Source organism: Rhodococcus artemisiae, assembly GCF_036327795.1.
Taxonomy (GTDB): domain Bacteria; phylum Actinomycetota; class Actinomycetes; order Mycobacteriales; family Mycobacteriaceae; genus Rhodococcus; species Rhodococcus artemisiae.
Map to the genome: position 1 here is coordinate 98,638 of NZ_JAUTXY010000016.1, position 22,554 is coordinate 121,191.

Below are 22,554 nucleotides of genomic sequence, written 5' to 3' on the forward strand. Positions count from 1 at the left end.
ATGACGATGGTGCAACCACCTCGCAGGTTCGGTTCCACGGAGCACCTGGCCAGCGAAGCCGTTGCCGCATTCGTCGACGGGGAGCTCCGGATGTCGGCGTATCTCCGCGCCGCCCAGCACCTGTCCATCTGTGCCGAATGTGCGGCCGAGGTCGAATCGCAGGAACAGGCCCGCCGCGCACTGCGGTCGGCAGCCCGTCAGGCGCCGCAGATGCCGTCGTCGTTGCTCGGTGCACTGAGCAACATTCCCAGCCATCTCTGCGACAAGCCCAACCCCGATCCCGGCGGTTCGCCCGGTACGGCCGGTCTGTTCGGCGCGGCCGCCCAGGATCCGTGGAGCGCTTCACGTCGGTGGTCGATCCGCCGTCGTCGGTGACAGCGAGCGGGCGGTAGCAGCAGACACAGTGCGATCGGTGATACTGGGCTGCGTGACGGACCTACACGGGGGAGACGGACACGCGTGAGCGGCGATTCTGTGCAACGGACGGGTGTGCAACGTAACGGGCGAGGTGACACCGGGGCCGACGACAATGGGGCCTACGACAACGGGACTGCGTCCGCAGACGGTATGCCCGACGCGACTTCGGGCCGGCCCGACGGATCGTCCGGGGCGATCGAACGACCCGCCGACGCGCCGCGCCTCGAACCACGACCCGTGTATCGGCCCTCCGTCGATCCGAACGCCGCGCAGGTCTTCGGCCGTCCGGCCGGGGCCGTCGGTTCCTTCGGTGCGCCTTCACGAGACCGGGCACCCGATCAGCGGATCCAGCACGCACCTCCGGCCGACCCGATCTTCGCCGAGGCGTACGGACGCCCCCACGAGGCCGTCGATACGCTCCAGCGCCCACCCGGTGACACCGATGAAGAACCCGCCGAGACCACCGACCCCGATCCGTGGCGCGACCCGGACTCGGCCGTGCGACTCGGCCCGCCCGTTGCGGACACCGTCGACGAGGCACTGCCGCCGGCCCACAAACTGGCCCTCCGAGAAGTGCTCTTCGACCGTCGCGTCGAACCGCGGGCACTCGCCACCCTCGCCGCCGTTGCCGTCGTCATCGGAATGGTCGGTGGGCTCGTCGTCGCGCTTGTGCTGTCAGAAGACGGATCGCTGACCAGTCGAGGTGTGTCGCTGACGCAGGTCGCGGCAGGCGAGGACGTCCCGACCGGCACTGTCGCGCAGGTTGCCGACGCCGTGCTTCCCGCGGTCGTATCGATCCAGGTCACGCTCGGCCAGGACGCCGGAACCGGGTCGGGTGTCGTGATCGACGGTGAGGGCTACATCGTCACCAACAACCATGTGGTGTCGATGGCCGCCAACAATCCCGAAGCGAACGTGCAGGTGTCGTTCAACGACGGTACGAAGGTGCCTGCGTCGATCGTCGGGCGCGACATCAAGACCGACCTTGCGGTTCTGAAGGTCGAGGATGTCGACAATCTCGTCGTCGCCGAACTCGGCCGGTCGGAGGACGTCCAGGTCGGTGAGGACGTCGTCGCGATGGGGTCGCCGCTCGGACTGAACAAGACCGTCACCCGCGGCATCGTCAGTGCACTGCACCGGCCCATGCGGTTGAACGGCCAGGGCACCGACACCGACGCGGTCATCGATGCCGTGCAGACCGACGCGGCCATCAACCCGGGTAATTCGGGTGGACCGCTCATCGACTCGGAGGGCCGGGTGATCGGCATCAACTCGGCGATCAAGTCGGAGACCGGCGGATCCGTCGGCCTGGGATTCGCGATCCCGATCGACACCGTTACCGAGGTTGCGCAGGCGCTCATCGGTGATGGCGTGATGCACCACCCCGAGATCGGTGTGAATGCACGGACTGTCGTCAACGACGTCGCCAGCGGTGCCGAGGTGGCAAATGTGCAGCAGGGCAGCCCGGCGCAGCAGGCCGGGATCGTCGAGGGCGACGTGATCGTCAAGGTCGGCGACCGGGAGGTAACGAGCGCCGACGAACTCGTCGTCGCGGTTCATCTGCAGGAGATGGATCAGCCGGTCACCGTGCAGTTGGTACGGGAGGGGCGTCTGGTCGACATGGAGGTCACCCCCGTCTCTGATTGATCTGGATCGGGGAATGTGACATCCGCTGCGGGTACTGCAATTCTGTGCGGACCACGTAGTCTGGTGCGGTGTTCGGCAACATCGGTTGGGGCGAGTTCATGGTCCTCCTCATCGCGGCCCTCGTGGTCCTCGGTCCGGAGCGACTTCCGGGTGCGGTGTCGTGGGTGACCAAGTCGCTGCGTCAGGTGCGTGAGTACGCGTCGGGCGCCCGGCAGCAGCTCAAGGACGAACTCGGACCCGAATTCGAGGATCTGCAGAAGCCGTTGTCCGATCTCAATCAATTGCGCGGCATGACGCCGAAGGCCGTCATCACCAAGCATCTTCTCGACGGCGACGATTCGATCCTCACGGGCAATTTCGATTCGCCGTCGACACCGTCGGTCAACGGCTCGGGTTCGTCACCGGGCGGCTCGACTCCTCCGCGGCCGAACATGTCGAAGCCCCTCGCTCCGGGCGAGATCCCGCCGATCGATCCCGACGCGACGTAGAGTCCTCACTCCGTGGAGTGGGGCTGTGCCCCTCTTCGAACGCAGGCTCCGGGTGGGGCTCACGGCCCCTGGAGAAGGGCCGTGAGACTTCGGAGACGGTTCACAGATGCCGGGTGGTGTCGATCCCCAGCGACATGCCGGCCAGACCGCGGCGACGGACTGCGAGCTTGTCGGCGATCTCCCGCATCGCGATGCCCGGTGCTGAATCGGGTGCACTGAGGACGATCGGGGTACCCGCGTCGCCGGACTCACGGACGGCCGGGTCGAGGGGAATCTGTCCGAGCAGCGGCACGGTGGCTCCTACGGCGCGTGAGAGCCGTTCGGCGACAGCCTGGCCGCCACCGGTTCCGAAGACGTCCATCCTGGTGCCGTCGGGTAGTTCGAGCCACGACATGTTCTCGACGACGCCGGCGATGCGCTGGCGGGTCTGCAACGCGATCGACCCGGCACGCTCGGCGACCTCCGCGGCTGCCTGTTGCGGGGTGGTCACCACGAGGATCTCGGCGTTGGGGATCAACTGCGCGACCGAGATCGCGACGTCGCCCGTGCCGGGCGGGAGGTCGAGCAGCAGCACGTCGAGATCGCCCCAGAACACATCGGCGAGGAACTGCTGCAATGCCCGGTGGAGCATGGGGCCGCGCCACACCACCGGAGTGTTCCCCTCGGTGAACTGGGCGATGGAGATCATCTTCACTTCATGCGCGACAGGCGGCATGATCATCCGCTCCACCTGCGTGGGCTTGGCGGACGTGCCCAGCATGCGGGGAATCGAGTGTCCGTAGATGTCGGCGTCGAGCACACCCACTGACAGCCCGCGATCGGCAAGCGCAGCAGCGAGGTTGACGGTCACGGACGATTTGCCGACGCCGCCCTTGCCGGAGGCCACCGCGTAGACGCGGGTGAGTGAACCGGGCTGCGCGAACGGGATGACGGGTTCGGCGGAATCGCCGCGAAGGGACTTGCGCAGGGCGGTCCGCTGCTCGTCGTTCATCACGTCGAGCGTCACCCGGATCTCACCCACGCCTGCGATGTCGGCTACGGCCTTGGTGACGCGATCGGTGATCTCGGTGCGCATCGGGCACCCGGCCGTCGTGAGATACACCTCGATGTCGACACTGCTGTCGTCGCGGATGTCGACGCTCTTGACCATTCCGAGGTCCGTGATGGGCTTGCGGATCTCCGGATCCTGGACCCGTGCGAGCGCGCTTCGGATTTCGGACTCAAGGACTGCCATGGTGACCATGGTAGGTGGCGGTGGGTCAGTGGATGCGCGGCAGGTCGGCTGCGCTGGGCGCGATGCCGGTGGAGTAGGCGGCGGACCAGGCGAGCACGTTCGCGACGTACGCCATCGAATTGTTGTAACGGTGGATGGCCTTGGTCGAGTGCGCGAGGTTGCGCATGTCGAGACCGCCGTCGCACAGGTACCGCGCGGTGGTCAGCGTCGAGTCGTACAGGTTCTGCGGGTCGGACTTGCCGTCGCCGTTGCCGTCGCCCGCGTACTGGGTCCACGTGCTGGGGATGAACTGCATCGGACCGACGGCCCGGTCGTAGACGGTGTCGCCATCGAGGGCGCCGCCGTCGGTGTCGTGGATCACGGCCTGCCCGGGGAGGCTGCCGTTGAGCGGCAGGCCGATCACGGGCTCGTTCAGGTTGCCGTTCTCGTCGGCCTGGCCGCCGTTGGCATGACCGGACTCGACGCGGCCGATTCCGGCCAGCAGTGTCCAGTACATGCCGCAGCCGGGGTTCTCCTCGTTGAGGATTCGTTCGGCGTTGATGTAGGCATCGAAGTTGATGCCGGGGATTCCGAGGGGGCCTTCGTGCAGAACCTTGGGCGCGGGTTCCGGTTCGGGCGCGGCCTTCGGTGTGGGCGTGGCTGCGGGCTCCGGCGCGATCATGACGTTCTGGGCGACAGCGATGGCCTGGGGGATGTCGACGGAGTTCACGGCTGCGGTGATGTCGTCGATCGGCGTCGCGGCCGCTGCGGGCTCGGCTTCCTGCTGATGGATTCCGAGCAGGGTGCGCGGCGATGCGCCCGCTGTGGTGGCAGCTGCGGCAACCAGGCCCACCGGCACCAATCCCGTCATGGCGATGACGGAATTGCGTCGGATCTTCGAATCCAATGGCTTCGCGTGCCGGCCCACTACTACCTCCCTCGGGCACCCATTCGAGATGCCTCCGTTATATGGCCGGGCCGACACTACAGGATTCGATGCGCTTCCGTTACTCAACCGTGATGTAACGAAGGTTTACGGATATCCGCGCGCGGCGTCATCGCCGGTGATGACGGGTATCGAAAACCCACGGTCGGGGCGCTACAGGGGGATCGACTCGTCGCGAACGCGGGAGAAGCGCCGTTACGGCGGTGTGACTTTAGTAACAGTGATGTTGGTGGAGATGTCCGACTCTGCGCACGGGCGGGGGTGTGCGGGGCGGGACGTCACTGTCCGCAGAGGGTGGGGACGAGGCACGGAATATCCGGTAGTTCCGGAATCGTCATCATGGGCAACTCCGGCGAGGCCGGGGCGGTATCCGCGGAGGCCGGCTCGTCGGTCGTGTCCTGTGTGGCCGGCGCGGCCGCGTCAGCGGTGGGAATCGGGACAGCGGCAGGAGTGGGGACGGCGGTCGGTGGCACAGCCGGGACCGCGGGGGCGACCTCGGCGCCCTTCTTGTACGCCGCAGACCACGTGCGCACATTCGCCAGGTACTCGGGGGAGGAGTCGAACATGGCGGCCACCCGGGCCTCGCCTGCCTCGTCTCGCGCGGACGCGCCGTCCGCGCATGCCCACGCGCCCGCTGCGAGGGTCGCATCGAACACGTTCTGCGGGTCCGTCACGCCGTCCACGTTCCCGTCCGAGGGGAATCGCTCCCACGCGCCGACCGGAAGCTGCATCGGGCCGACGCGGCCGTCGGGTGTCGTCCTCGGTGCAGCGAGGGTGCCGAGGACGTCCGTCTGCCCATTGTCGGCGTGATTCGATTCGAGACGTCCGATCGCGGCCAGCAGGTGCCACGGCAGTCCGCATTCCGGCGAATTGATCGCGAGCTGCATCTCTGCCGCGCGGTACGCATAGAACACGAGCTCCGGGATTGCGAGCGGGCCGTCGCCGAGAATTGCGAATCCGTCACCGGGCATCGCCGGCGGCGCCTGGGAGAGCGGATCGGCCGGATTCCCAGTGGCTGCGGACGGACTGCGCATCGCCTGCGGGGCTGCCGGCTCGGCGGGCAGGATGCCCACTTCCCGTACGGCGGCGGTCGGTACAGGTGCGGGATCGGCGGAGGCCCCGCTCGGTGCGGGCGCCGACGCTGTCGCGGCAAATCCTGCTGCCGCGAGCAACGGAACAACCAGAGTCGTCTGCCAGCGCACCCGAACACCCACCTTTGACCGAACCGACGTCACCACCGTTGTGACGCACATTACAGAACAGTGCCGGGTTATGTGCAACCGGTCGTTGCGGTATCGGGCGTCTTCAGCGTCGCGGTGGTCTCGCCTGGCCGTTGCCCGTGTCGTCGCCGCTGTCGGCTTCGGTGATCAATGCCTTCAGGTCTTCGAGTTCTCGTCGCAGATAGTCGCGTGTCGCGACCTCACCGACGGCGAGTCGCAACGCTGCAAGCTCACGTGCGAGGAACTCGGTGTCGGCCTTCGTCTGTTCGGCGCGTGTCCGGTCTTCCTCGAGCGACACCCGGTCGCGGTTCTCCTGACGGTTCTGGGCGAGCAGGATCAGCGGTGCCGCGTAGGCTGCCTGCGTCGAGAACGCCAGATTGAGCAGGATGAACGGATACGGATCCCACTGCAGGCCTATCGCGGTGATGTTGAGCGCGATCCAGACGATCACCACGATCGTCTGGATCGCAAGGTAACGGCCGGTACCGAGGAAGCGGGCGATCCGCTCGCTGACCCGGCCGACGGCTTCGACATCGAAATTGACCCGGAAGCGGGAGGTTCGGGGAGTCTCGAGGCGCTGTATACCCAGGAGGTTGCGGTCACTCATCCTCTTCCTCCTCTTCACGCCAGTCCTCGGGCAACAGATGGTCGAGCACGTCGTCGACACTCACCGCGCCGAGCAGGTGCTGCTCGTCGTCCACGACCGGAGCGCACACCAGGTTGTACGTCGCGAAGTATCGGGTGACCGAAGCCAGGGAGTCCTCGGGGTCGAGCCGCGGCAGATCGTTGTCGATGATGCCGCCCACGAGGCTTGCCGGCGGCTCGCGAAGCAATCGTTGCAGATGAACGCACCCCAGATATCGGCCGGTCGGTGTCGCGGTCGGCGGCCGGACCACGAAGACCATCGATGCCAGTGCCGGGGTGAGATCCGGATTGCGCGCTCGGGCGAGAGCCTCCGCGACCGTGGTCGCGGGAGTGAGCACCACCGGCTCCGGGGTCATCAGGCCACCCGCGGTGTCGGGGGAGTGCTCGAGCAGGCGCCGAACCGGCTCGGAATCCTCCGGGTCCATGCGTTGGAGGAACCACTCGGCGTCGGTCTCGGGCAGTTCACCGAGCAGGTCGGCGACGTCGTCCGGGTCCATGGCCTCGAGGACATCGACGGCACGGTCGACCTCGAGGTGCTTGAGCAGATCGGTCTGGTCGTCCGAGGGCAGCTCCTGCACGATGTCGGCGAGTCGTTCGTCGTCGAGCGCAGCGGCCACCTCGTTGCGGCGCTTGACCGGGAGATCCCGCAGCACGTTGGCGACGTCGGCGGGACGCATGTCCTCGAACTGCATCAGCAGCTGCGACACGCCCTGCCCCGGCAGTGACAACGCCTGTTGTGTCAGTCCGTGTACGTGCTGCCACTCCACGACGTGCACGGGGGCGCGACGCGCGAGCCGTCCGCGATGTCGTCGCACCGCGACACGCGCGACCAGCCAATCCCGGCTGCGGGTGAGGTCGATCCCGAGATCGACGACGGTGACGTCCACCCCGAGAAGGTCGGAGAGCTCCGGATCGTCGATCAGCACGCGGGAGTCCAATACCTGCGCCAGCGCAAGCACCTCGGAGGGGCGCTGGGTGAACCTGCGCAGACTGACGTTGCCCGTGACGAGAGTGACCGAGCCCGGCTCGATCGCCGTCACCCTCAGCATCGGAACGAAAATCCTCTTCCTCGTCGGAAGCTCCACGACCAAACCGAGTACACGCGGTGGCTGGCGGCCTATTCGTATGGTGAGCACGACGTCGCGGACACGACCGATCGATTCGCCGTCGGGGCCGAGCACGACGAGGCCGGCCAGCCTCGCTGCGAATACCTTGCTCACTGCTGCCATGATTGCCAGGCTAGAGCGTTGGCACGTCGATCACGGAACACGGAGGTTCGGTCACCCATGTCGTTCTCATTCAGGCCCCGACGGTCGGTTCTCGCGGTTCCGGGGAGTAGCCGCAAGATGATCGACAAGGCGAAGGGCCTCCCGGCCGATGCGCTCTTCCTGGATCTCGAGGACGCCGTGTCGCCGCTCGCCAAGGAGCAGGCACGTACGACCATCGTCGAGGCGCTGAACGAGGACGGTTGGGGCGACCAGCTGAAGGTGGTGCGGGTCAACGACTGGACCACCGACGCCACCTATCTGGATGTGGCTGCCGTCGTCGGCGGCGCGGGTGCGCACCTCGATGCGATCCTGCTGCCCAAGGTGCCCGACGCGAGCCACGTGAAGGCGCTCGATCTGCTGCTCACCCAGGTGGAGAAGGCACACGGACTCGAGGTCGGACGGATCGGGATCGAACCGCAGATCGAGGATGCCCTGGGGCTGACGAACATCAACGAGATTGCGACCGCCAGCCCGCGCGTGCAGACTCTCGTCTTCGGCCCCGCGGATTTCATGGCCAGTATCAACATGCGCACGCTGGTGGTGGGGGAGCAGCCCGAGGGGTACGACCGCGGCGATGCCTACCACCACATCCTCATGACGATCCTCATGGCCGCGCGCGCACACGGCCTCCAGGCCATCGACGGGCCCTACCTACAGATCCGTGACGTCGAGGCGTTCCGCCGGTCGGCGCAGCGCTCGGCGGCACTGGGATTCGACGGCAAGTGGGTGCTGCATCCCAGCCAGATCGATGCCGCCAACGAGGTGTTCAGTCCGCGGCAGGAGGATTACGACAAGGCGGAGATGATCCTCGACGCCTACGAATGGCACACCTCCGCAGCGGGTGGAGCGCGGGGTGCCGCGATGCTCGGTGACGAGATGATCGACGAAGCGAGCCGCAAGATGGCCCTCGTGATCTCTGCGAAGGGCCGTGCCGCGGGAATGGTCCGGACCACGTCGTTCGAACCGCCGGAGTAGCCATCGCCCCGAGCCGACGCCGTCCGCCACCGGCGACGAGAGCGGAATCCCGGCAGAATGGACGCGGACGGAAACGAGAAGGAGCCACAATGACGAATCCCATGGGTGCAGGACGTCCGGCGCCGGGACTCCCGGAACCGCCGAGCGGATGGCCTGTCGGTTCGTACACGACATATGCAGAAGCGCAGCGCGCTGTCGACCACCTCTCCGATCAGAACTTCTCGGTCGAGGACGTCACGATCGTCGGTGTCGACCTGATGCAGGTCGAGCGCGTCACGGGTCGGCTGACGTGGGCCAAGGTGATCGGCGGCGGCATCGTCTCCGGTGCGTGGCTCGGCCTGTTCTTCGGTCTGCTGCTCGGGATCTTCTCCACCGACTTCCTGGGCCCGCTCATCGTGGGTCTCGTCGGCGGCATCATCTTCGGGCTGATCTCGGCGACGATCCCTTACGCGGCCACACGCGGACAGCGTGACTTCTCGTCGACGATGCAGCTGGTTGCCGGTCGCTACGACGTGCTGTGCCAGCCGCGCAGCGCCGAGACGGCACGCGACCTGCTCGCAAAGCTGGCTTTGTAGGCGCCCACACACGATTCAACCGGTTCGTTGCGTGGCTTCGAGGTGTCGGAGCACCGCGACGACCCGTCGGTCGGAGTCGTCACCGGCCTGCAGGTCGAGCTTGGCGAAAATGTTCCGGATGTGTTTGTGCACGGCGTTCTCGGTGATGACCAGCCGAGTCGCTATTGCGCTGTTGCCCAGACCCTCGGCCATCACCGCCAGTACCTCCCGCTCCCGGGTGGTCAGGTCGGACAGGCGGTGGGCGGCCCGCTCTCGCGCGAAGAGCTGGGCCACTACTTCGGGATCGATCGCGGTGCCGCCTTCCGCGACACGGTGTAGGGCTTCGAGGAAGGTGTGGACCCGTCCGACCCGTTCTTTGAGCAGATACCCGGTGCGATGGGAGCCGCCGGCGAGCAGTGCGGTGGCGAAACTCTGTTCCACGTAGGCCGAGAGCACCAGAATCGCGAGTTCGGGATGCGCCGCCCGGGCTGCGACGGCCGCCCGAATGCCCTCGTCGGTGTGGGTCGGTGGCATGCGGACGTCGACGATGGCGACGTCGGGTCGATGGTGTTCTACGGCGTCGAGCAACGCGTCGGGGTCGCCCACCGCTGCGACGACATCGAGTCCTTCGCCGCGCAGCAACAGCACGAGCCCTTCCCGGAGCAGCGCGTCGTCCTCGGCCACCACTATCCGCACGGGATCACCACCTCCACGATCGTCGGCCCACCGGCCGGGCTGTGCACCTGCAGTGTCCCGTCGTGGGCCTCGACACGTCCCCGGATTCCGGCCAGCCCGGATCCGTGCCCGACGGCGGCTCCGCCGGAACCGTTGTCCTCCACCTCGATCACGAGTTCGTCGCCTCGCTGCCGCACTCGTACCTCCGCTCGCTGTGCTCCACTGTGGCGGGTGACATTGGTGAGCGCCTCGGCCACCGTGTAATAGGCGATGGCTTCGATGGCCACGGGACATCGCGACATCACGCGTGCGTCGACACGGGTCTCGACCGGGCACTGCGCCGCCAGCGCAGACAAGGCTCCCGACAGGCCATCGGATTCGAGGACCGGTGGCAGGATGCTGCGCACCACCGAGCGCAGTTCCGACAAGGCCGCCTCGACGCTCTGTTGGGCGCGTTCGAGCAGGGGATCGGCGGTGGACGGGTCGCGGGCGAGCGCTTGGCGGGCCGCTCCCGTGAGTACGGCGACGGTCACGAGCCGATTCTGCGCGCCGTCGTGCAGCGCCCGCTCGATCCGGCGTAACTCCACGGCGTGTGCGTCGAGGGCGGCCGCTCGTGTTGCGGTGAGCTCCGCGACGCGTTCGGACAGGTCGACGTCCGGGTGCGGGACCAACAACCGGATGCCGGGTGCAACCTGTGCCCGGAGAAGCAACGGGGGCAACGCGAACCACAGGATCGCCCAGCAGAGGCCGGTGACGATCGCCCAGCGCGCACCGGCCCCTGAGTCGACGGTGACAAAGCCACCGAGGATCGTCGCGCCACCCGACGGCACCGAGCTCCACCACAGCGGAAGGCTGAGCTCCTCCACCGCATTCGAGAGAAGTTCCAGCGGCAGCAGGCCGACGACGAGCCCGAATGTCGCGTGGATGCACATCCATGCGATGTCTCGTCGGGGTCCGGGATCTGAGCGCAGGAACCGCCAGGCCTCTCGCCACTCGGTGGGAACACGGCCGTACGGCGACGGGACGGCAGTTCCGATCGCGGCGAGCCGTCGTCGTTCCAGGTCGGCGATCCACCGGACACCGGACAGCACCGGCGCAAGCAGAAGCACTCCGACACCCACCAGGCACAGCGCTGCAACCAGGATCAGGGCGATCACGCCCAGAAGCGCCAGGGCCGCGGTTCCGGCTCCGAGTACCAGCCATTTCGTCGCGACGGCTGCCTTGGTCACCGCTGCAACTGCATTCTCGCGCAGCGCAGTTCGTCGGGTGTCGCGCACGGCAGTCACGGCTCCTCCTCGGATCCTCGCGTGGAGGCGGTGGGTGTGCCGACGGTATGCCCTGCGTGCCGGTGCCGTCCATGCGAGTGCGTCGCCCGGGACGAACAGTACAGCCTGCTGTACCGGAAGCCGGTAGCTGTCGGGATGTCGGGATGATGCGGCTCCTCATAGCGTCGAGGCCAGTGAACGGACAACGGCGCCGCGCAGCGGCCTCGACCCCCTGGGCGATCTTCTGCGGATCCGCCCCGCTGATACCGAGGAGACATCGTGGACGACCCGTACGGCATCCGACCGAACCAAAGATCCGGAACACCCGAACCACTCTCGGCGGCCGGGATCCGACCGGGCGGGGAACCCCGTGACCGGGCGACAGGGACGCTGTGGGTCGTACTCGCGGTCTGCGTCGGCCTGAACGCCGTGTTCTCGATCGTCAAGCCCGACGATGTCCTGTTCTCACTGGTGTTCGGGATCCCCGCCGTCCTCTGCCTCGTCATGCTGGTGGCGCGTTACCTGGGGCGGCGACGCTCGTGAACACTGTCGTAGCGCGCACCGGGTCCAGCGTCGAGGGAGAATCCGTGAGGGCTGCGATCCGGTTGGAGCAGGTGACCAAAATCCATCGGCCCAAGGACAATCGAGGAGGCAGACCCGCACTCGACGACGTGAGCCTGACCGTCCCGCGCGGCGCATTCCTTGCCGTCATGGGTCGATCCGGTTCCGGGAAGAGCACGTTACTGCACTGTGCGGCCGGACTCGATGCGCCGACGCGCGGCAGGGTGTGGATCGGCGACACGGAGATCGGTCGGCTGCGGGAGACCGCCCGCACACGGCTTCGGCGTGAACGGGTGGGATTCGTGTTCCAGGCCTACAATCTGATCCCGTCCCTGAGTGTCGAGGAGAACATCACGCTACCTCTTCGCTTGGCTGGGGCGGGCACATCAGCACCGTCCGAGACACCCTGCGACAGAACGTGGCTCGGCGCAGTCGTCGACCGGGTCGGTCTGGGCGACTTCCTGTCTCGCAAACCCGGCGAACTCTCCGGCGGGCAGCAACAGCGGGTCGCGGTGGCACGCGCACTCGCGACCCGTCCCGACGTCGTCTTCGCAGACGAACCGACGGGCGCGCTGGACCCGGCCACCGGCGACCAGATCCTTTCCCTCCTGGACGATCTCGTGCGCGACCTCGGGCAGACTGTCGTGATGGTCACGCACGACCCGTCGGCTGCAGCCCGAGCACACGACGTCGTGGTGATGGAAGACGGCCGCATCGTTCAAGTCCTGCACAGCCCCGACGCACCTATGTTGACCGCCGTGCTCGGAGGACGAGCCCGATGACGGTGCGATTGCCTGTCCGGGTCGGTGACCTGCTCGCGGTGGTGTGTGCGGTGGCGGTGGGCACGGCGCTGGTCACGTTCTGTCTCATCATGGCCGAGTCGGGACTTCGTTCGCAGGTCCCCACGGATCGGTTCGCCGGTGTCGACATGGTCGTCGGCGGCGACCAGAGCGTCCCACAGGACGAAGACTTCGATCCGGTGCTGCCCGAGCAGGTCGGGGTTCCGTCGGATCTCGCCCACGAGGTGTCGGAGATACCGGGGGTGCGTGCGGTTGCGACAGATCTGAGCTTCCCGGCTGCGGTCACCGACGGTCGAGGTGGGGTGCTGCCAGCGGAGTCGGTCCGAGACAACGGGCACGGATGGAACTCTCTTCTCGGAACGATCGACCTGATCGGTGACGCACCGAGCGGTCCTGCCGACGTCGTGCTGACCGCGGATGCGGCTGCCCCGGTGGGGGTCTCGGTCGGCGACCCGGTGGAGATACTGCTCCGCGGACAGGCCAGGGACATGTGGGTCACCGGCATCGCAGACCTTCCGGGCGGCGGCGTATTCGTCAGCGACTCCTCGGCGCGGGAACTCTCTCGGAAGCCGGTCGACACCGCAGATCTACTCACCGTCTCATTCGACGACGACGCGGACGCTGCCGCGGTCACCGACCGCGTCGAGGAACTCGTCGCTGGACGAGGTTTCGTGGTAGCGACGGGCGCTGACATCGGCCGAGTCGAACGGCCGGCGGCGGCCTCCGGGACCGGTATGCTGACGGCCGCGGCGCTCTCCGTGGGGGGAGTGGTCGTGGTCCTCGTCGGATTCATCACCGCGGGAGCGGTTTCCGTCGGGGTGGCGAACCGGTCGCGGGAAATCGCCTTGCTCCGTGCCGTGGGGGCGACGCCACGACAGATCCGGTCGATGACGGCGCAACAGACGACCCGTGCGGCATTCGGGGCCGTGATCGTCGGCGTCATCGGCGGCTACCTGTTGTCTGCGGCGGCCACGCAGTCGTTGGTCACAGTCGGGATGCTCGCGAACGGGCAGTCACTGAGCTGGAGTCCCGTTCCGGCGCTGGGTGCCGGGCTGCTGATGCTGGGCATGGTTCCGGTGGCGGCGCGCGCGGGATCGCTACGCATCTCCAGGATGCCGGGCGCCGAGGCGATCGTCGAGACCGAGGCCGAACCTCACGGCGGCGGTCCGGGTCGGACCCGGGTGGGGTTCGTGGTATTGGCATTCTCGGCCGGATCCGCCCTCGTTCCCCTCGGGATCCGAAGCGAGGAGGCCCTCATCGGTACGGCCTCGGGAACGCTCCTGGCGATCATCGGTGTGGCGCTGATTGCCCCCGCGATGGTAAGGCGAATCTGCGGATGGATCGCGCCCAGGACCGGTTCTGCGAGCAGGTGGCTCGCCGTGCGCAACTCGGGTAGCCGTGCGCTGCGGACCGGTGGTGCCGTCAGTGTTCTCGCACTCGCGGTCGGACTGTTGACCACACAGATCTTCGCGGGGACCACTGCGAGCGCCACGATGGACCACGAGGTGACCGAAGGCGCAGTCGCCGATGTGCTCGTGTCTGCACCCGCCGCGGGCGGCGTGTCGTCGTCGGCGCTCGCGGCGATCGGGCGCGCGCCCTCGGCGAGTGCGGCCGTCGCCGTGGTCCGGTCCACCGTGATACGTCCGTTTCAGCAGGACGGCGGACCACGTGCCGAGGAGTATCCGATGCTCGCTGTCGGTCCCGGCGTCGGACGCGCGCTCGATCTCGGGCTCACCGACGGTGACCTGACGCACCTCACCGGTGATGCCGTTGCGATGGATTCCGCTGCCGCCCGGCTTGCCGGGGTCGATGTCGGCGACACCCTGCCGCTGATCCTGTCGGATGGGACGGAGGTCGAGCCGACGGTGGTCGCGACATACGCGCGCGGCTTCGGTTTCGGCAAGATCGTCGCGGGCCTGGACCTGCTCCCGGACGGTTCGTCCGGGCCCTATGACGAGGTGCTCGTCGCCGGAGACCACGCGCGGATCACGACCGAACTCGCGCCGCTTCTCGCCGACTCGCCCGGCATGCAGATCGGCGATGCCCGCACGGCCCTGACAGGGCCGTCCGCGCAGGATCCGTCACGCGTGCTCAACGTCGCTGTCTCCCTGGTCCTGATGGGATACATCCTGCTCGGTGTCGCCAACCGCCTCGTGGCGAGCACACTCCGACGTCGACGGGAGTGGCAACTGCTGCGGGCCATCGGGGCCACCCCGCGTCAGCTCCGCACGATGGCGTGGTCCGAAACGCTGCTGGTCTGCCTCATCGCAACCGTCATCGGACTGGTGATCTCCCTCGGTCCGATGACGATGCTAGCGATCGGTTTCGTCGGAAAGCCCTGGCCCCAGGGCCCGCTGTGGGCCGTGGTGGTGACAGTGTTCGTCACCTGTGTGGTCGCGCACTCGGCGACGACGATGCCCGCGCGCCGCCTGCTGCGAGGATCGGGTGTCCCTGTGCCGGCGGGGTGATCCGCCACTAGTCTCGACACATGCCCACGCTCGATTCGGTGGCGGACTCCCTGTACGGTCTCGACCCCGGGGAGTTCATCGCCGCGCGCACCGAGTACGCGGCGCAGGCCCGCGAGTCGGGTGATCGCGAGCTCACCGCTGCGATAGGCCGGCTCCGCAAGCCGACGGTTGCCGCATGGCTGGTGAACCTGCTGGCACGTGAGCGGGCCGACGAACTCGGTGTCCTCCTCGAACTCGGCGACGCCCTGCGTACCGCGCAGCGAACACTGTCAGGCCGGGACCTGCGCACACTGTCGACCCAGCGACGGCAGGTGATCTCCGCGCTCGAGCGGGACGTCACCGAACTGGCTTCGGAACGGGGGAGAAACGTCAGCGAGAGCGCGCTGCGGGAGGTCGCGCAGACCCTCAATGCTGCTCTTGCGGACCCGGCGATCGCCGACCGCGTGCGCGCGGGCCGGCTCGACGCGATCATCGAGCCGAGCAGCATCGGCGACCTCGGCGGCTTCGGAGACCTGTTGTCGGCGCCGCTGAGCGTGGTTCCCGAGCGCACGGCCTCACGGTCCGAGCGGACGGTGGCACGAGCGGATCGTGCCGCCGAGCGAGCCGAACTGAACGAGGCCACCACCGCGGCAGAGGATGCGCGCCGCGCGGTCGAGCGTGCACGCACTGCGGCCGCGGAAGCAGATCAGGAACTCGCCCGCCACGAGGCGGAGGTCGCCGCACTGCAGGAGAAGCTGCTCCACGCCGAACAACAACGCAAGTTCGCACGTCGCGCGGTCGCAGCTGCGAAAAAGGACGTCACCGCTGCCGAGCGCGAGGCATCCGCGGCCGAAGCCGAGGTGGTCCGGCTCGGGAGGCGCCGTTCACCCGAGTGAGAGGAACCGTGCGACGAAGCGGCGTTGCCAAGGGGTTTCGACCGCGCGCGGGTGGTAATGGCGGCGGACGAATGCGACTGCCTCCTTCGCCGGAACGCCGTCGAGTACTGCGAGGCACGCGAGCGCGGTTCCGGTGCGTCCCCGCCCACCGGTACAGGCAACTTCCACCCGTTGCCGTCCTGCACGGACCCACGCCTCGTACAGGGTGTCGTATGCGCCCTGGGGGTCGGACGGCACCCGGAAGTCGGGCCATCGGACCCAACGCGAATCCCAGTCGATGGCGACCAGCGGACGCCCCTGGAGGTAGACACCGAATTCGGGTAGTGGGCTTTCGGGTAGGGGGGCACGCAACGCGCGACCACGAACGAGCCGCCCCGACGGGAGCTGCAGCACGCCGGGGGAGGCGATGTCCCATTCCTCTTGCACGGTGGAAACCTACCTGTGCCCGTGTGGTCGATCTGTCTCACACGCTTCGTGTCGGTGGTGTGTGTGTCAAGGTGCACTGTGGCTACCGGCACTCTGACCGATCGCGCGCTCGGGCGCGCGACCCTTGCTCGTCAGCATCTACTGCGTCGGGGCGACATGGATCCGCTGGCCATGGTCGAGCATCTGCTGGGGCTGCAGGCGCAGGCCCCGACCCCGCCCTACTACGCACTGTGGACCCGTCTACGCGGCTTCCGCGCCGAGTCGCTGTCGGCGCTTCTCGAGTCCCGACGTGTGGTGCGGATCGTGCTGATGCGCGGCACTGTGTTCGCGGTGTCCGCGGCCGACGCACACGCGCTGCGTCCATGGGTGCAACCGCTGCTCGACAACGACCTCGACACCAACCCGATCCACGGCGCCGGCCTGCGCGGCGTCGATCGGAGGGCCCTCGCGTCCGTTGCGCGAGAGCTTCTGTCCGACACCCCGCGAACCCAGGCCGAGCTCCGGCCGCTGCTGGCTGATTGTTTCCCCGGTCAGGACCCCGCAGCGCTCGCACACGGCGCACGGTGCCTGCTTCCACTGGTACAGGTCACGCCGCGCGGGTTATGGGGCCGCTCGGGGAAGCCGCGTCTCGCACCCCTGGACGTATGGGCCGGCCCACCGGAATCGGACTTTCCGAGCCCGGACCGGCTCGTTCTGCGATACCTGGCGGCGTTCGGCCCCGCGAGCGTCCGCGACGTGCAGGCATGGTGCGGCCTGACCAGGTTGTCGGAGATCGTCGAGCGGCTGCGCCCGGAACTCGCGACCTTCCGCGACGAGCGTGGGGTCGAACTGTTCGATCTGCCCGACGCCCCGCGCCCCGACCCGTCCACCCCCGCACCGGTGAGGATCCTCGCTCCGTTCGACAATGCGCTGCTCTCGCACGCCGATCGCCGACGGTTCATTTCGGACGAACACCGTGCCCGCACGATGACGAAGAACGGAATCATCGCTCCTCTGGTGCTCGTCGGCGGTCGCGTCGCCGGTGCCGCGAAGCTGACCACCGGCCGCACATCCGCGGTGCTGGAAGTCACGCCGTGGCGTTCGCTGACCCCATCGAACCGGTCGGCGATCGAGACCGAAGGGATGAAGCTGGTGAGGTTCGCAGCCCCGGCGGCAGAGCACCACGACGTACGGGTCGGCACCGACTCCGCGTGAGCGGGCCGACCAGCCTTGAAGCGAGGGCCTAATCTCGGACGTATGAGTGAACACCCCGACGTCGCGATCCGAGTCCTCGAATCCGAGGGGGAGTTGCGGCAGGCGATGGCACTGTTCCGCACGGCCATGGTCGGTCTACCCTCCGGGCCGGATTATCCCGAGGGACGCATGGGCGACTACCTCGAGAAGGGCCGCACCTTCGGCGCGTTCATCGACGGCGCACTCGTCGGAACCGTCGATGCGACGTCGGGGTTTCTGGTGCTGCCGGGCGGCGAGGGTGTCACCCACGCCGCTGTCACCCACATCGGGGTGCTCCCCACCCACACACGTCGCGGTGTGGTCACGTCGCTGGTGCATCGGCAGTTGCGCGACGCCCGCAACGGTGGCGACCTCGTCGCCACGCTCCGGGCATCCGAGGCCACGATCTACGGACGATTCGGCTACGGCATTGCGTCGACGTCGACGACCCTCGAGGTCGAGCGACAGCGCGCGGTGCTGCACCCGGGTGTGCCCGAGGGCGGTCCGGTCAGGTTTGCGGAGCTTCCTGAATCCTGGGATCTGTTGGAGCGCATCTATTCCGAGAATGTGGCGGATCGTCCGGGGCGTATCGAGCGCACCTCGTTCTGGTGGGCTTCGCAGCGCTTCCGTCTCTCGTCCGCGAACGGACCCGCGTATCTCGCGGTGCACGGCGGCGCGGGAGCCGAGGACGGGTTCGTCCGGTATCGCCCGGAGAACACCGGGGCATGGTTCGGCGGGCGCGACCGGACCATCGTTGTGAGCGACTTCTTCGCTCCCACAGCGGAAGCGCACGCGGGACTCGTCCGTTTCCTGCTGAACCTCGACCTCGTCGACCGGATCGTCTTCGATGCGGTGCCCGCGGATGATCCACTTCCGTGGATGCTGTCGGACCACCGCGCGGCGAATGTTCGTTCGGTATCGGACGAGACCTGGTTGCGGATCCTCGACGTGCCCCGCGCACTCGAAGCACGCTCGTTCGTGGGCGCCGGGAGCGTCCGGGTCGCGGTGACCGACACTCTTTTCGCGGAGAACACGGGGGTCTTCGAGATCTCTGCCGACGGTGTGTCGACCTCGACGGAACCTGCGCACCTCGAGCTCGGCGTCGCCGAACTCGGATCGCTGTTGCTCGGTGGAGTGGGTTGTCATCGGTTGGCGGCGGCAGGACGGATCGCGGTGCACGATCGGGCAGCGCTTCAGGTCGCCGACGCGCTGTTCGCGTGGCCGCTGGCACCGTTCGCGGGAACCATGTTCTGAGGGGCGTGCTCGCAGTACCCGCTGCCGCCCCGGCATCGGATCCCTCGGGAGCGATAGATTGCAGAGGTGACCGAAGCCGTTCTCACCGCAGTCCGTGCCCACCTCGCTGCGAATCTGTCCGACACGCCCGGATCGGCGCCCGAATCGGCGTCGGTGACGTTCCTCGGTCTCGAGCCGATCGAGATTCTGCGGTTCCACGCGAGCAAGGACCTCACCCGATTCGCGACCTTGGGTTGTTCGCGTCATCCGATGGGTGACCCCACCACCATCGTCGCCGACCCGACGCGCGGTCCGCGCGCCGAACTCGTGCTGAGCCTGCGCAGGGCGGAGGGGCTCACAGCCGGTGTGCACCGCAGCCTGGCGGTGTTGGCGGCGCTCCCGGCCGTGGAGGGCGTGGTACTCACCGACGACGCGCTCCTCGATCTCGGTGAGCCACTGTGGGAGGGCGCGCCGTTCACTGCGGTGCTTCTCGAAGCGAGCGACGTTCCCGAGCTGGAATTGCCCGAACCAGCCGATCCGGTGCGGTTCTTCGATGCGGTTCCGATCACGGCGAACGAGGCGGCGTGGAAGCGATTGCGCGGCGCCGATGCACTCCGCGAGGCGTGGGCGGAGGCAGGCATCGATGTCCGCGATCCCGAGCGCGGCGCTGCTCGCATGTGACGGTCAGCTCGGGACGACGACACCCATGGATCCGCCGCCGATGCACACGTTCAGGCCCGGTGTCGCCGACTCGACCTGCAGCGCAGCGCCACCGCCGGGGATCCGCACGTACACAGAGCCGAGTCCTTCGGTGACGGGCACGGAGACACGGGGACGCCCGGGGAATCCGAGGTCGATCGCACCGTCGTCGGCGGCCATGTAGTGGAGCTCCACGGTCCATTCCCAGTCGCCGGCCGGCTCGTTCAAGAGCAGTGGCGTCACCACATCGTCGGTCACCGCGTACCCGCACTCGGGCACCGGTCCGGGAAGGACACCACGGAGCGGCATGAGCTCGGCGGGCACCAGTACGCCGCGATCGTCGAGGACACTCAGCGCGGTGGTGTGGTCGCTGATATCGGAGCGTCCGGGCAATGAGGAGAAGACCGACCCGACGAGATTGTGCGGGTACGTGACGGGCAGGAGGACCCACACCGACACCGGGTGGTCGAGGACCGGATCCTGCGGGTGTTCGGTGAGTGCATCCATCGCGGTCGCGAGGTATTCGCCGGTGGGGTTGTCGGTCCAGCTGCGGGCGAATGTCACGGTCGACCACACCGAGCTCACGACGAACGCGACCACGCATGCGAGGGCGACCGCACGCGACCGCACGCCCGATGGTCTGCGTTCGGCGCTGCGGAGGACGAGCGCAGCGGCCACCGCGACGATCACGGACGAATCGGCGAAGTAGCGCAGGGTCTGCGCCAGCTCGTATGTCGTCTCGGGACCGAACCGCGTGCTGATCATGGCCACGAGAGACGCGCACACGTACGCGGTCGCCGCGATCCACACCCACCCGGTCCGGGTCCGGCAGCGCAGGCTCCACACCAGGGCACCCGCGACAGCAACCCACGCGGCGACCACGAGGACCAGCGGTGGGTCGGCCCACGGCGGACTCGGATTCCACCGGTCCCATTGCCAAGGCCCACCGAGCAGAGACGGCGCCAGACCGTACGACAGGCCGTGGTGGGTCAGTCCTGCCACCATCGACCAGGGCGGCACACCGAACCGCGATGCGACGACGGTGGTGTACCACGCGGCCCAGACCGCCAGCACGACTCCGGATCCGAGCCACAGGGGGTGTGCTCGCTGCCACGCGACACGGAGCGGCCGCCGAACACCGTCCACGCGATACAGCAGCGCGACCGTCACGAACGCGACGAAGGGCACGAGGACCGACTTCTCGAAGAACGCCGATGCGCAGAGGGTGACGACGATGCCGGACACGGCATGACGTCGCCTGCCTGTCCGCGCGAGCTGCAGAGCATCCCCTGCCACCCAGGCGAGAGCAGCTTGCATGGGGAGTGAGTTGAGGCCGGCAGCCCACCACGCGAACGCGGGCAGCGTCAACGGCGAGAACAGGTAGAACAACAGGGGGGCCCACAACACCCGGCGCGGTCCGAGTATCAGCCATAACAGACGTAACACCGCGAGCGACGCCACCAGCTGGGCCACGACGAGAGTCAGTGCGGCCGGCCACCATTGCATCGGTGCGAGCCACGTGACCACCGACGCGACCGCGAACGCCCCGGGCATCAGGTGACCGTCGTGGTCGTAGTTCAGCAGTTCTGGTGACGACAGCGGGTAGGTCCCCGCGCGACCGATCAGAATGAGGTCGTCCCAATAGAATTCGCCCCGGAATGCGAGGACGCCGCGGATCGTCACCTGTAGCGCGATGAGCGCGAGTGCGACCACCAGCACCCGACGCGTGCCCGGGCGCGAACCGGACGTACCGGGTTCGCGCTCGACAAGTGCAGTGCTCACAGCCACTTGTTGCGGCGGAACAGGACGAACAGCACCGTCACGATCAGGGCGATGACGCCGACCACCACGTAGTAGGAGTACTCCCAGTGCAACTCCGGCATGTGGTCGAAGTTCATGCCGTACACACCCGCGATCATCGTGGGTACCGCCGCAATGGCGACCCACGCGGAGATCCGGCGCATATCGGTGTTCTGCTGAACCGTGACCTTGGCGATCGCGGCGTCGAGCAGAGTGCTCAGCGTTTCGTCGAAGGTCGCGATGCGGTCGGACACCGTGGTGTGATGGTCGGCGACATCGCGGAAGTAGCGCCGAATGTCCTTGGGGATCGGATTGCCGGGTGATCGGATCAGTCGCTGGAGCGGCTCCGCGAGTGGCACCACCGCCCGGCGAAGCTGGACGATCTCGCGCTTGAGGAGATAGATCTGCTCGACCGCGATCCTGGTGTCGGGGGTGAAGACGAATTCCTCGAGGTCATCGACGTCCGGTTCCACCGCGGTGGTGACCGCAAGATATGTGTCGACGACATGATCTGCGATCGCGTGCAGCACCGCTGCCGGCCCGAGACCGAGTTGTTCCGGGTCGGCTTCGAGGTGGGCGCGTACTGCCGACAGTTCCGAATGATCGCCGTGACGCACGCTGATGATGAAGTCGGGGCCGGTGAACAGGAGGATCTCCCCGGTTTCGACGATGTCGTTTGTGGTGGTCACCGATTCGTGCTCGACATAGGTCACGGTGCGTAGCACCAGGAACAACAGATCGTCGTAGCGCTCGAGTTTCGGGCGCTGATGGGCGTGCACGGCGTCCTCGACCGTCAGTTCGTGCAGATCGAACGTGCGGGCCACGCTCGTCATCTGGTGTTCGTCCGGTTGGTGGAGCCCGAGCCAGACGAAGCCCTCGCCGCGTCGGCGAACCTCCGCGAGGGCGGCGGCGTGGGTGTATCGGCCAGGGAGTCGCGTGCCGTCGATGTAGATCGCGCAGTCGACCACCGCACGTTCGGCGGGGACGTGGATCGTCGGTACGTCCGTTGTCGTGCGGCGTCCCGGACGCGGCAGGGAGGGATTCGGCAACGGGTTCCCTTCCGTGTCGAGGTGCCTTCGGCACGTTCCAAGGCGTCATCGGCACGTGCCCGTAGCGTGCTTTCGGCATGAGGCGAAGGCACTGTCCGGTCGCTGGATCATCGTAGTC

General features: G+C 67.7%; 22 protein-coding genes. 12 read left to right on the forward strand and 10 right to left on the reverse strand.

What is annotated here, in order from left to right; all coding sequences use genetic code 11:
• The 3 genes from Q7514_RS26835 (at position 1) to tatB (ending at position 2,552) form a co-directional block, all read left to right on the forward strand.
• Complete coding sequence (locus Q7514_RS26835; protein ID WP_330136316.1) at positions 1 to 375, forward strand: anti-sigma factor; 375 nt, start codon at positions 1 to 3, stop codon at positions 373 to 375.
• Positions 376 to 567: 192 nt separating this feature from the next.
• Positions 568 to 2,064, forward strand: a complete 1,497-nt coding sequence (locus Q7514_RS26840; RefSeq protein ID WP_330136395.1) for a S1C family serine protease — start codon at positions 568 to 570, stop codon at positions 2,062 to 2,064.
• A gap of 68 nt (positions 2,065 to 2,132) precedes the next feature.
• The gene (gene tatB / locus Q7514_RS26845; protein WP_330136317.1) at positions 2,133 to 2,552 is read left to right on the forward strand and encodes a Sec-independent protein translocase protein TatB; all 420 of its coding nucleotides are present in this window, start codon (positions 2,133 to 2,135) and stop codon (positions 2,550 to 2,552) included.
• A 100-nt stretch (positions 2,553 to 2,652) separates the two neighbouring features.
• Here tatB and Q7514_RS26850 read toward each other — a convergent pair whose 3' ends face one another.
• The 5 genes from Q7514_RS26850 to Q7514_RS26870 form a co-directional block, all read right to left on the reverse strand.
• Positions 2,653 to 3,786, reverse strand: a complete 1,134-nt coding sequence (locus Q7514_RS26850) for an Mrp/NBP35 family ATP-binding protein (protein WP_330136318.1) — start codon at positions 3,784 to 3,786, stop codon at positions 2,653 to 2,655.
• Between the two features lie 25 nt (positions 3,787 to 3,811).
• Positions 3,812 to 4,693 carry a lytic murein transglycosylase gene (locus Q7514_RS26855; RefSeq protein WP_330136319.1) on the reverse strand — a complete coding sequence of 294 codons (882 nt, stop codon included), beginning with the start codon at positions 4,691 to 4,693 and terminating at the stop codon, positions 3,812 to 3,814.
• A gap of 296 nt (positions 4,694 to 4,989) precedes the next feature.
• Positions 4,990 to 5,913, reverse strand: coding sequence for a lysozyme family protein (locus tag Q7514_RS26860; RefSeq protein WP_330136320.1), 924 nt, complete (start codon positions 5,911 to 5,913; stop codon positions 4,990 to 4,992).
• A 103-nt stretch (positions 5,914 to 6,016) separates the two neighbouring features.
• Positions 6,017 to 6,538: a DUF1003 domain-containing protein gene (locus tag Q7514_RS26865; RefSeq protein WP_330136321.1), complete on the reverse strand. Its 522-nt coding sequence runs from the start codon at positions 6,536 to 6,538 to the stop codon at positions 6,017 to 6,019.
• Positions 6,531 to 7,805, reverse strand: coding sequence for a magnesium transporter MgtE N-terminal domain-containing protein (locus tag Q7514_RS26870; RefSeq protein WP_330136322.1), 1,275 nt, complete (start codon positions 7,803 to 7,805; stop codon positions 6,531 to 6,533). The genes Q7514_RS26865 and Q7514_RS26870 overlap by 8 nt, the downstream gene beginning before the upstream one ends.
• Positions 7,806 to 7,862: 57 nt before the next feature.
• Between Q7514_RS26870 and Q7514_RS26875 the strand changes: the two genes are divergently transcribed.
• Both Q7514_RS26875 and Q7514_RS26880 read left to right on the forward strand, forming a co-directional pair.
• Entirely contained in the window at positions 7,863 to 8,819 is a 957-nt protein-coding gene (locus Q7514_RS26875) for an HpcH/HpaI aldolase/citrate lyase family protein (protein WP_330136323.1), read from the forward strand.
• An 89-nt stretch (positions 8,820 to 8,908) separates the two neighbouring features.
• A complete protein-coding gene (locus Q7514_RS26880; protein ID WP_330136324.1) occupies positions 8,909 to 9,394 on the forward strand; it encodes a general stress protein in 486 nt (161 codons plus the stop codon).
• A 15-nt stretch (positions 9,395 to 9,409) separates the two neighbouring features.
• Here Q7514_RS26880 and Q7514_RS26885 read toward each other — a convergent pair whose 3' ends face one another.
• Both Q7514_RS26885 and Q7514_RS26890 read right to left on the reverse strand, forming a co-directional pair.
• Positions 9,410 to 10,069, reverse strand: a complete 660-nt coding sequence (locus Q7514_RS26885; protein ID WP_330136325.1) for a response regulator transcription factor — start codon at positions 10,067 to 10,069, stop codon at positions 9,410 to 9,412.
• A complete protein-coding gene (locus Q7514_RS26890) occupies positions 10,060 to 11,334 on the reverse strand; it encodes a sensor histidine kinase (protein WP_330136326.1) in 1,275 nt (424 codons plus the stop codon). The genes Q7514_RS26885 and Q7514_RS26890 overlap by 10 nt, the downstream gene beginning before the upstream one ends.
• 258 nt (positions 11,335 to 11,592) lie before the next feature.
• Between Q7514_RS26890 and Q7514_RS26895 the strand changes: the two genes are divergently transcribed.
• Genes Q7514_RS26895 through Q7514_RS26910 form a run of 4 tightly spaced genes read left to right on the forward strand, consistent with a single transcriptional unit; the run spans position 11,593 to position 16,017 of the window.
• Entirely contained in the window at positions 11,593 to 11,856 is a 264-nt protein-coding gene (locus Q7514_RS26895) for a hypothetical protein (protein WP_330136327.1), read from the forward strand.
• Between the two features lie 44 nt (positions 11,857 to 11,900).
• A complete protein-coding gene (locus Q7514_RS26900) occupies positions 11,901 to 12,656 on the forward strand; it encodes an ABC transporter ATP-binding protein (RefSeq protein ID WP_330136328.1) in 756 nt (251 codons plus the stop codon).
• The gene (locus Q7514_RS26905; protein ID WP_330136329.1) at positions 12,653 to 15,142 is read left to right on the forward strand and encodes an ABC transporter permease; all 2,490 of its coding nucleotides are present in this window, start codon (positions 12,653 to 12,655) and stop codon (positions 15,140 to 15,142) included. Before Q7514_RS26900 ends, Q7514_RS26905 begins: the two co-directional genes overlap by 4 nt.
• A gap of 20 nt (positions 15,143 to 15,162) precedes the next feature.
• On the forward strand, positions 15,163 to 16,017 hold the full coding sequence (locus Q7514_RS26910) for a hypothetical protein (RefSeq protein ID WP_330136330.1): 855 nt from the start codon (positions 15,163 to 15,165) through the stop codon (positions 16,015 to 16,017).
• Here the strand turns inward: Q7514_RS26910 and Q7514_RS26915 are convergent.
• On the reverse strand, positions 16,006 to 16,443 hold the full coding sequence (locus tag Q7514_RS26915) for a protein-tyrosine phosphatase family protein (protein WP_330136331.1): 438 nt from the start codon (positions 16,441 to 16,443) through the stop codon (positions 16,006 to 16,008). The two genes, Q7514_RS26910 and Q7514_RS26915, sit on opposite strands and share 12 nt — an antisense overlap.
• Before the next feature lie 78 nt (positions 16,444 to 16,521).
• Between Q7514_RS26915 and Q7514_RS26920 the strand changes: the two genes are divergently transcribed.
• From Q7514_RS26920 to Q7514_RS26930, 3 genes are all read left to right on the forward strand, one after another.
• Complete coding sequence (locus Q7514_RS26920) at positions 16,522 to 17,637, forward strand: winged helix DNA-binding domain-containing protein (RefSeq protein ID WP_330136332.1); 1,116 nt, start codon at positions 16,522 to 16,524, stop codon at positions 17,635 to 17,637.
• Between the two features lie 42 nt (positions 17,638 to 17,679).
• Complete coding sequence (locus Q7514_RS26925) at positions 17,680 to 18,909, forward strand: GNAT family N-acetyltransferase (RefSeq protein ID WP_330136333.1); 1,230 nt, start codon at positions 17,680 to 17,682, stop codon at positions 18,907 to 18,909.
• A 66-nt stretch (positions 18,910 to 18,975) separates the two neighbouring features.
• Entirely contained in the window at positions 18,976 to 19,569 is a 594-nt protein-coding gene (locus tag Q7514_RS26930) for a suppressor of fused domain protein (RefSeq protein WP_330136334.1), read from the forward strand.
• A gap of 3 nt (positions 19,570 to 19,572) precedes the next feature.
• Here the strand turns inward: Q7514_RS26930 and Q7514_RS26935 are convergent, their stop codons facing one another.
• Entirely contained in the window at positions 19,573 to 21,375 is a 1,803-nt protein-coding gene (locus tag Q7514_RS26935; RefSeq protein ID WP_408016192.1) for a hypothetical protein, read from the reverse strand.
• Positions 21,366 to 22,436 (reverse strand): magnesium and cobalt transport protein CorA, encoded by a 1,071-nt coding sequence (locus tag Q7514_RS26940; RefSeq protein WP_330136336.1) that lies wholly within the window; start codon positions 22,434 to 22,436, stop codon positions 21,366 to 21,368. Before Q7514_RS26940 ends, Q7514_RS26935 begins: the two co-directional genes overlap by 10 nt.
• Between the last annotated feature and the right edge of the window lie 118 nt (positions 22,437 to 22,554).

Coding starts and splice junctions, on each gene's coding strand:
- Q7514_RS26835 (WP_330136316.1), top strand. CDS start 1: ATGACGATGGTGCAACCACCTCGCAGGTTCGGTTCCACGGAGCACCTG.
- Q7514_RS26840 (WP_330136395.1), top strand. CDS start 568: ATGCCCGACGCGACTTCGGGCCGGCCCGACGGATCGTCCGGGGCGATC.
- Q7514_RS26850 (WP_330136318.1), bottom strand. CDS start 3,786: ATGGCAGTCCTTGAGTCCGAAATCCGAAGCGCGCTCGCACGGGTCCAG.
- Q7514_RS26865 (WP_330136321.1), bottom strand. CDS start 6,538: ATGAGTGACCGCAACCTCCTGGGTATACAGCGCCTCGAGACTCCCCGA.
- Q7514_RS26870 (WP_330136322.1), bottom strand. CDS start 7,805: ATGGCAGCAGTGAGCAAGGTATTCGCAGCGAGGCTGGCCGGCCTCGTC.
- Q7514_RS26875 (WP_330136323.1), top strand. CDS start 7,863: ATGTCGTTCTCATTCAGGCCCCGACGGTCGGTTCTCGCGGTTCCGGGG.
- Q7514_RS26880 (WP_330136324.1), top strand. CDS start 8,909: ATGACGAATCCCATGGGTGCAGGACGTCCGGCGCCGGGACTCCCGGAA.
- Q7514_RS26905 (WP_330136329.1), top strand. CDS start 12,653: ATGACGGTGCGATTGCCTGTCCGGGTCGGTGACCTGCTCGCGGTGGTG.
- Q7514_RS26910 (WP_330136330.1), top strand. CDS start 15,163: ATGCCCACGCTCGATTCGGTGGCGGACTCCCTGTACGGTCTCGACCCC.
- Q7514_RS26925 (WP_330136333.1), top strand. CDS start 17,680: ATGAGTGAACACCCCGACGTCGCGATCCGAGTCCTCGAATCCGAGGGG.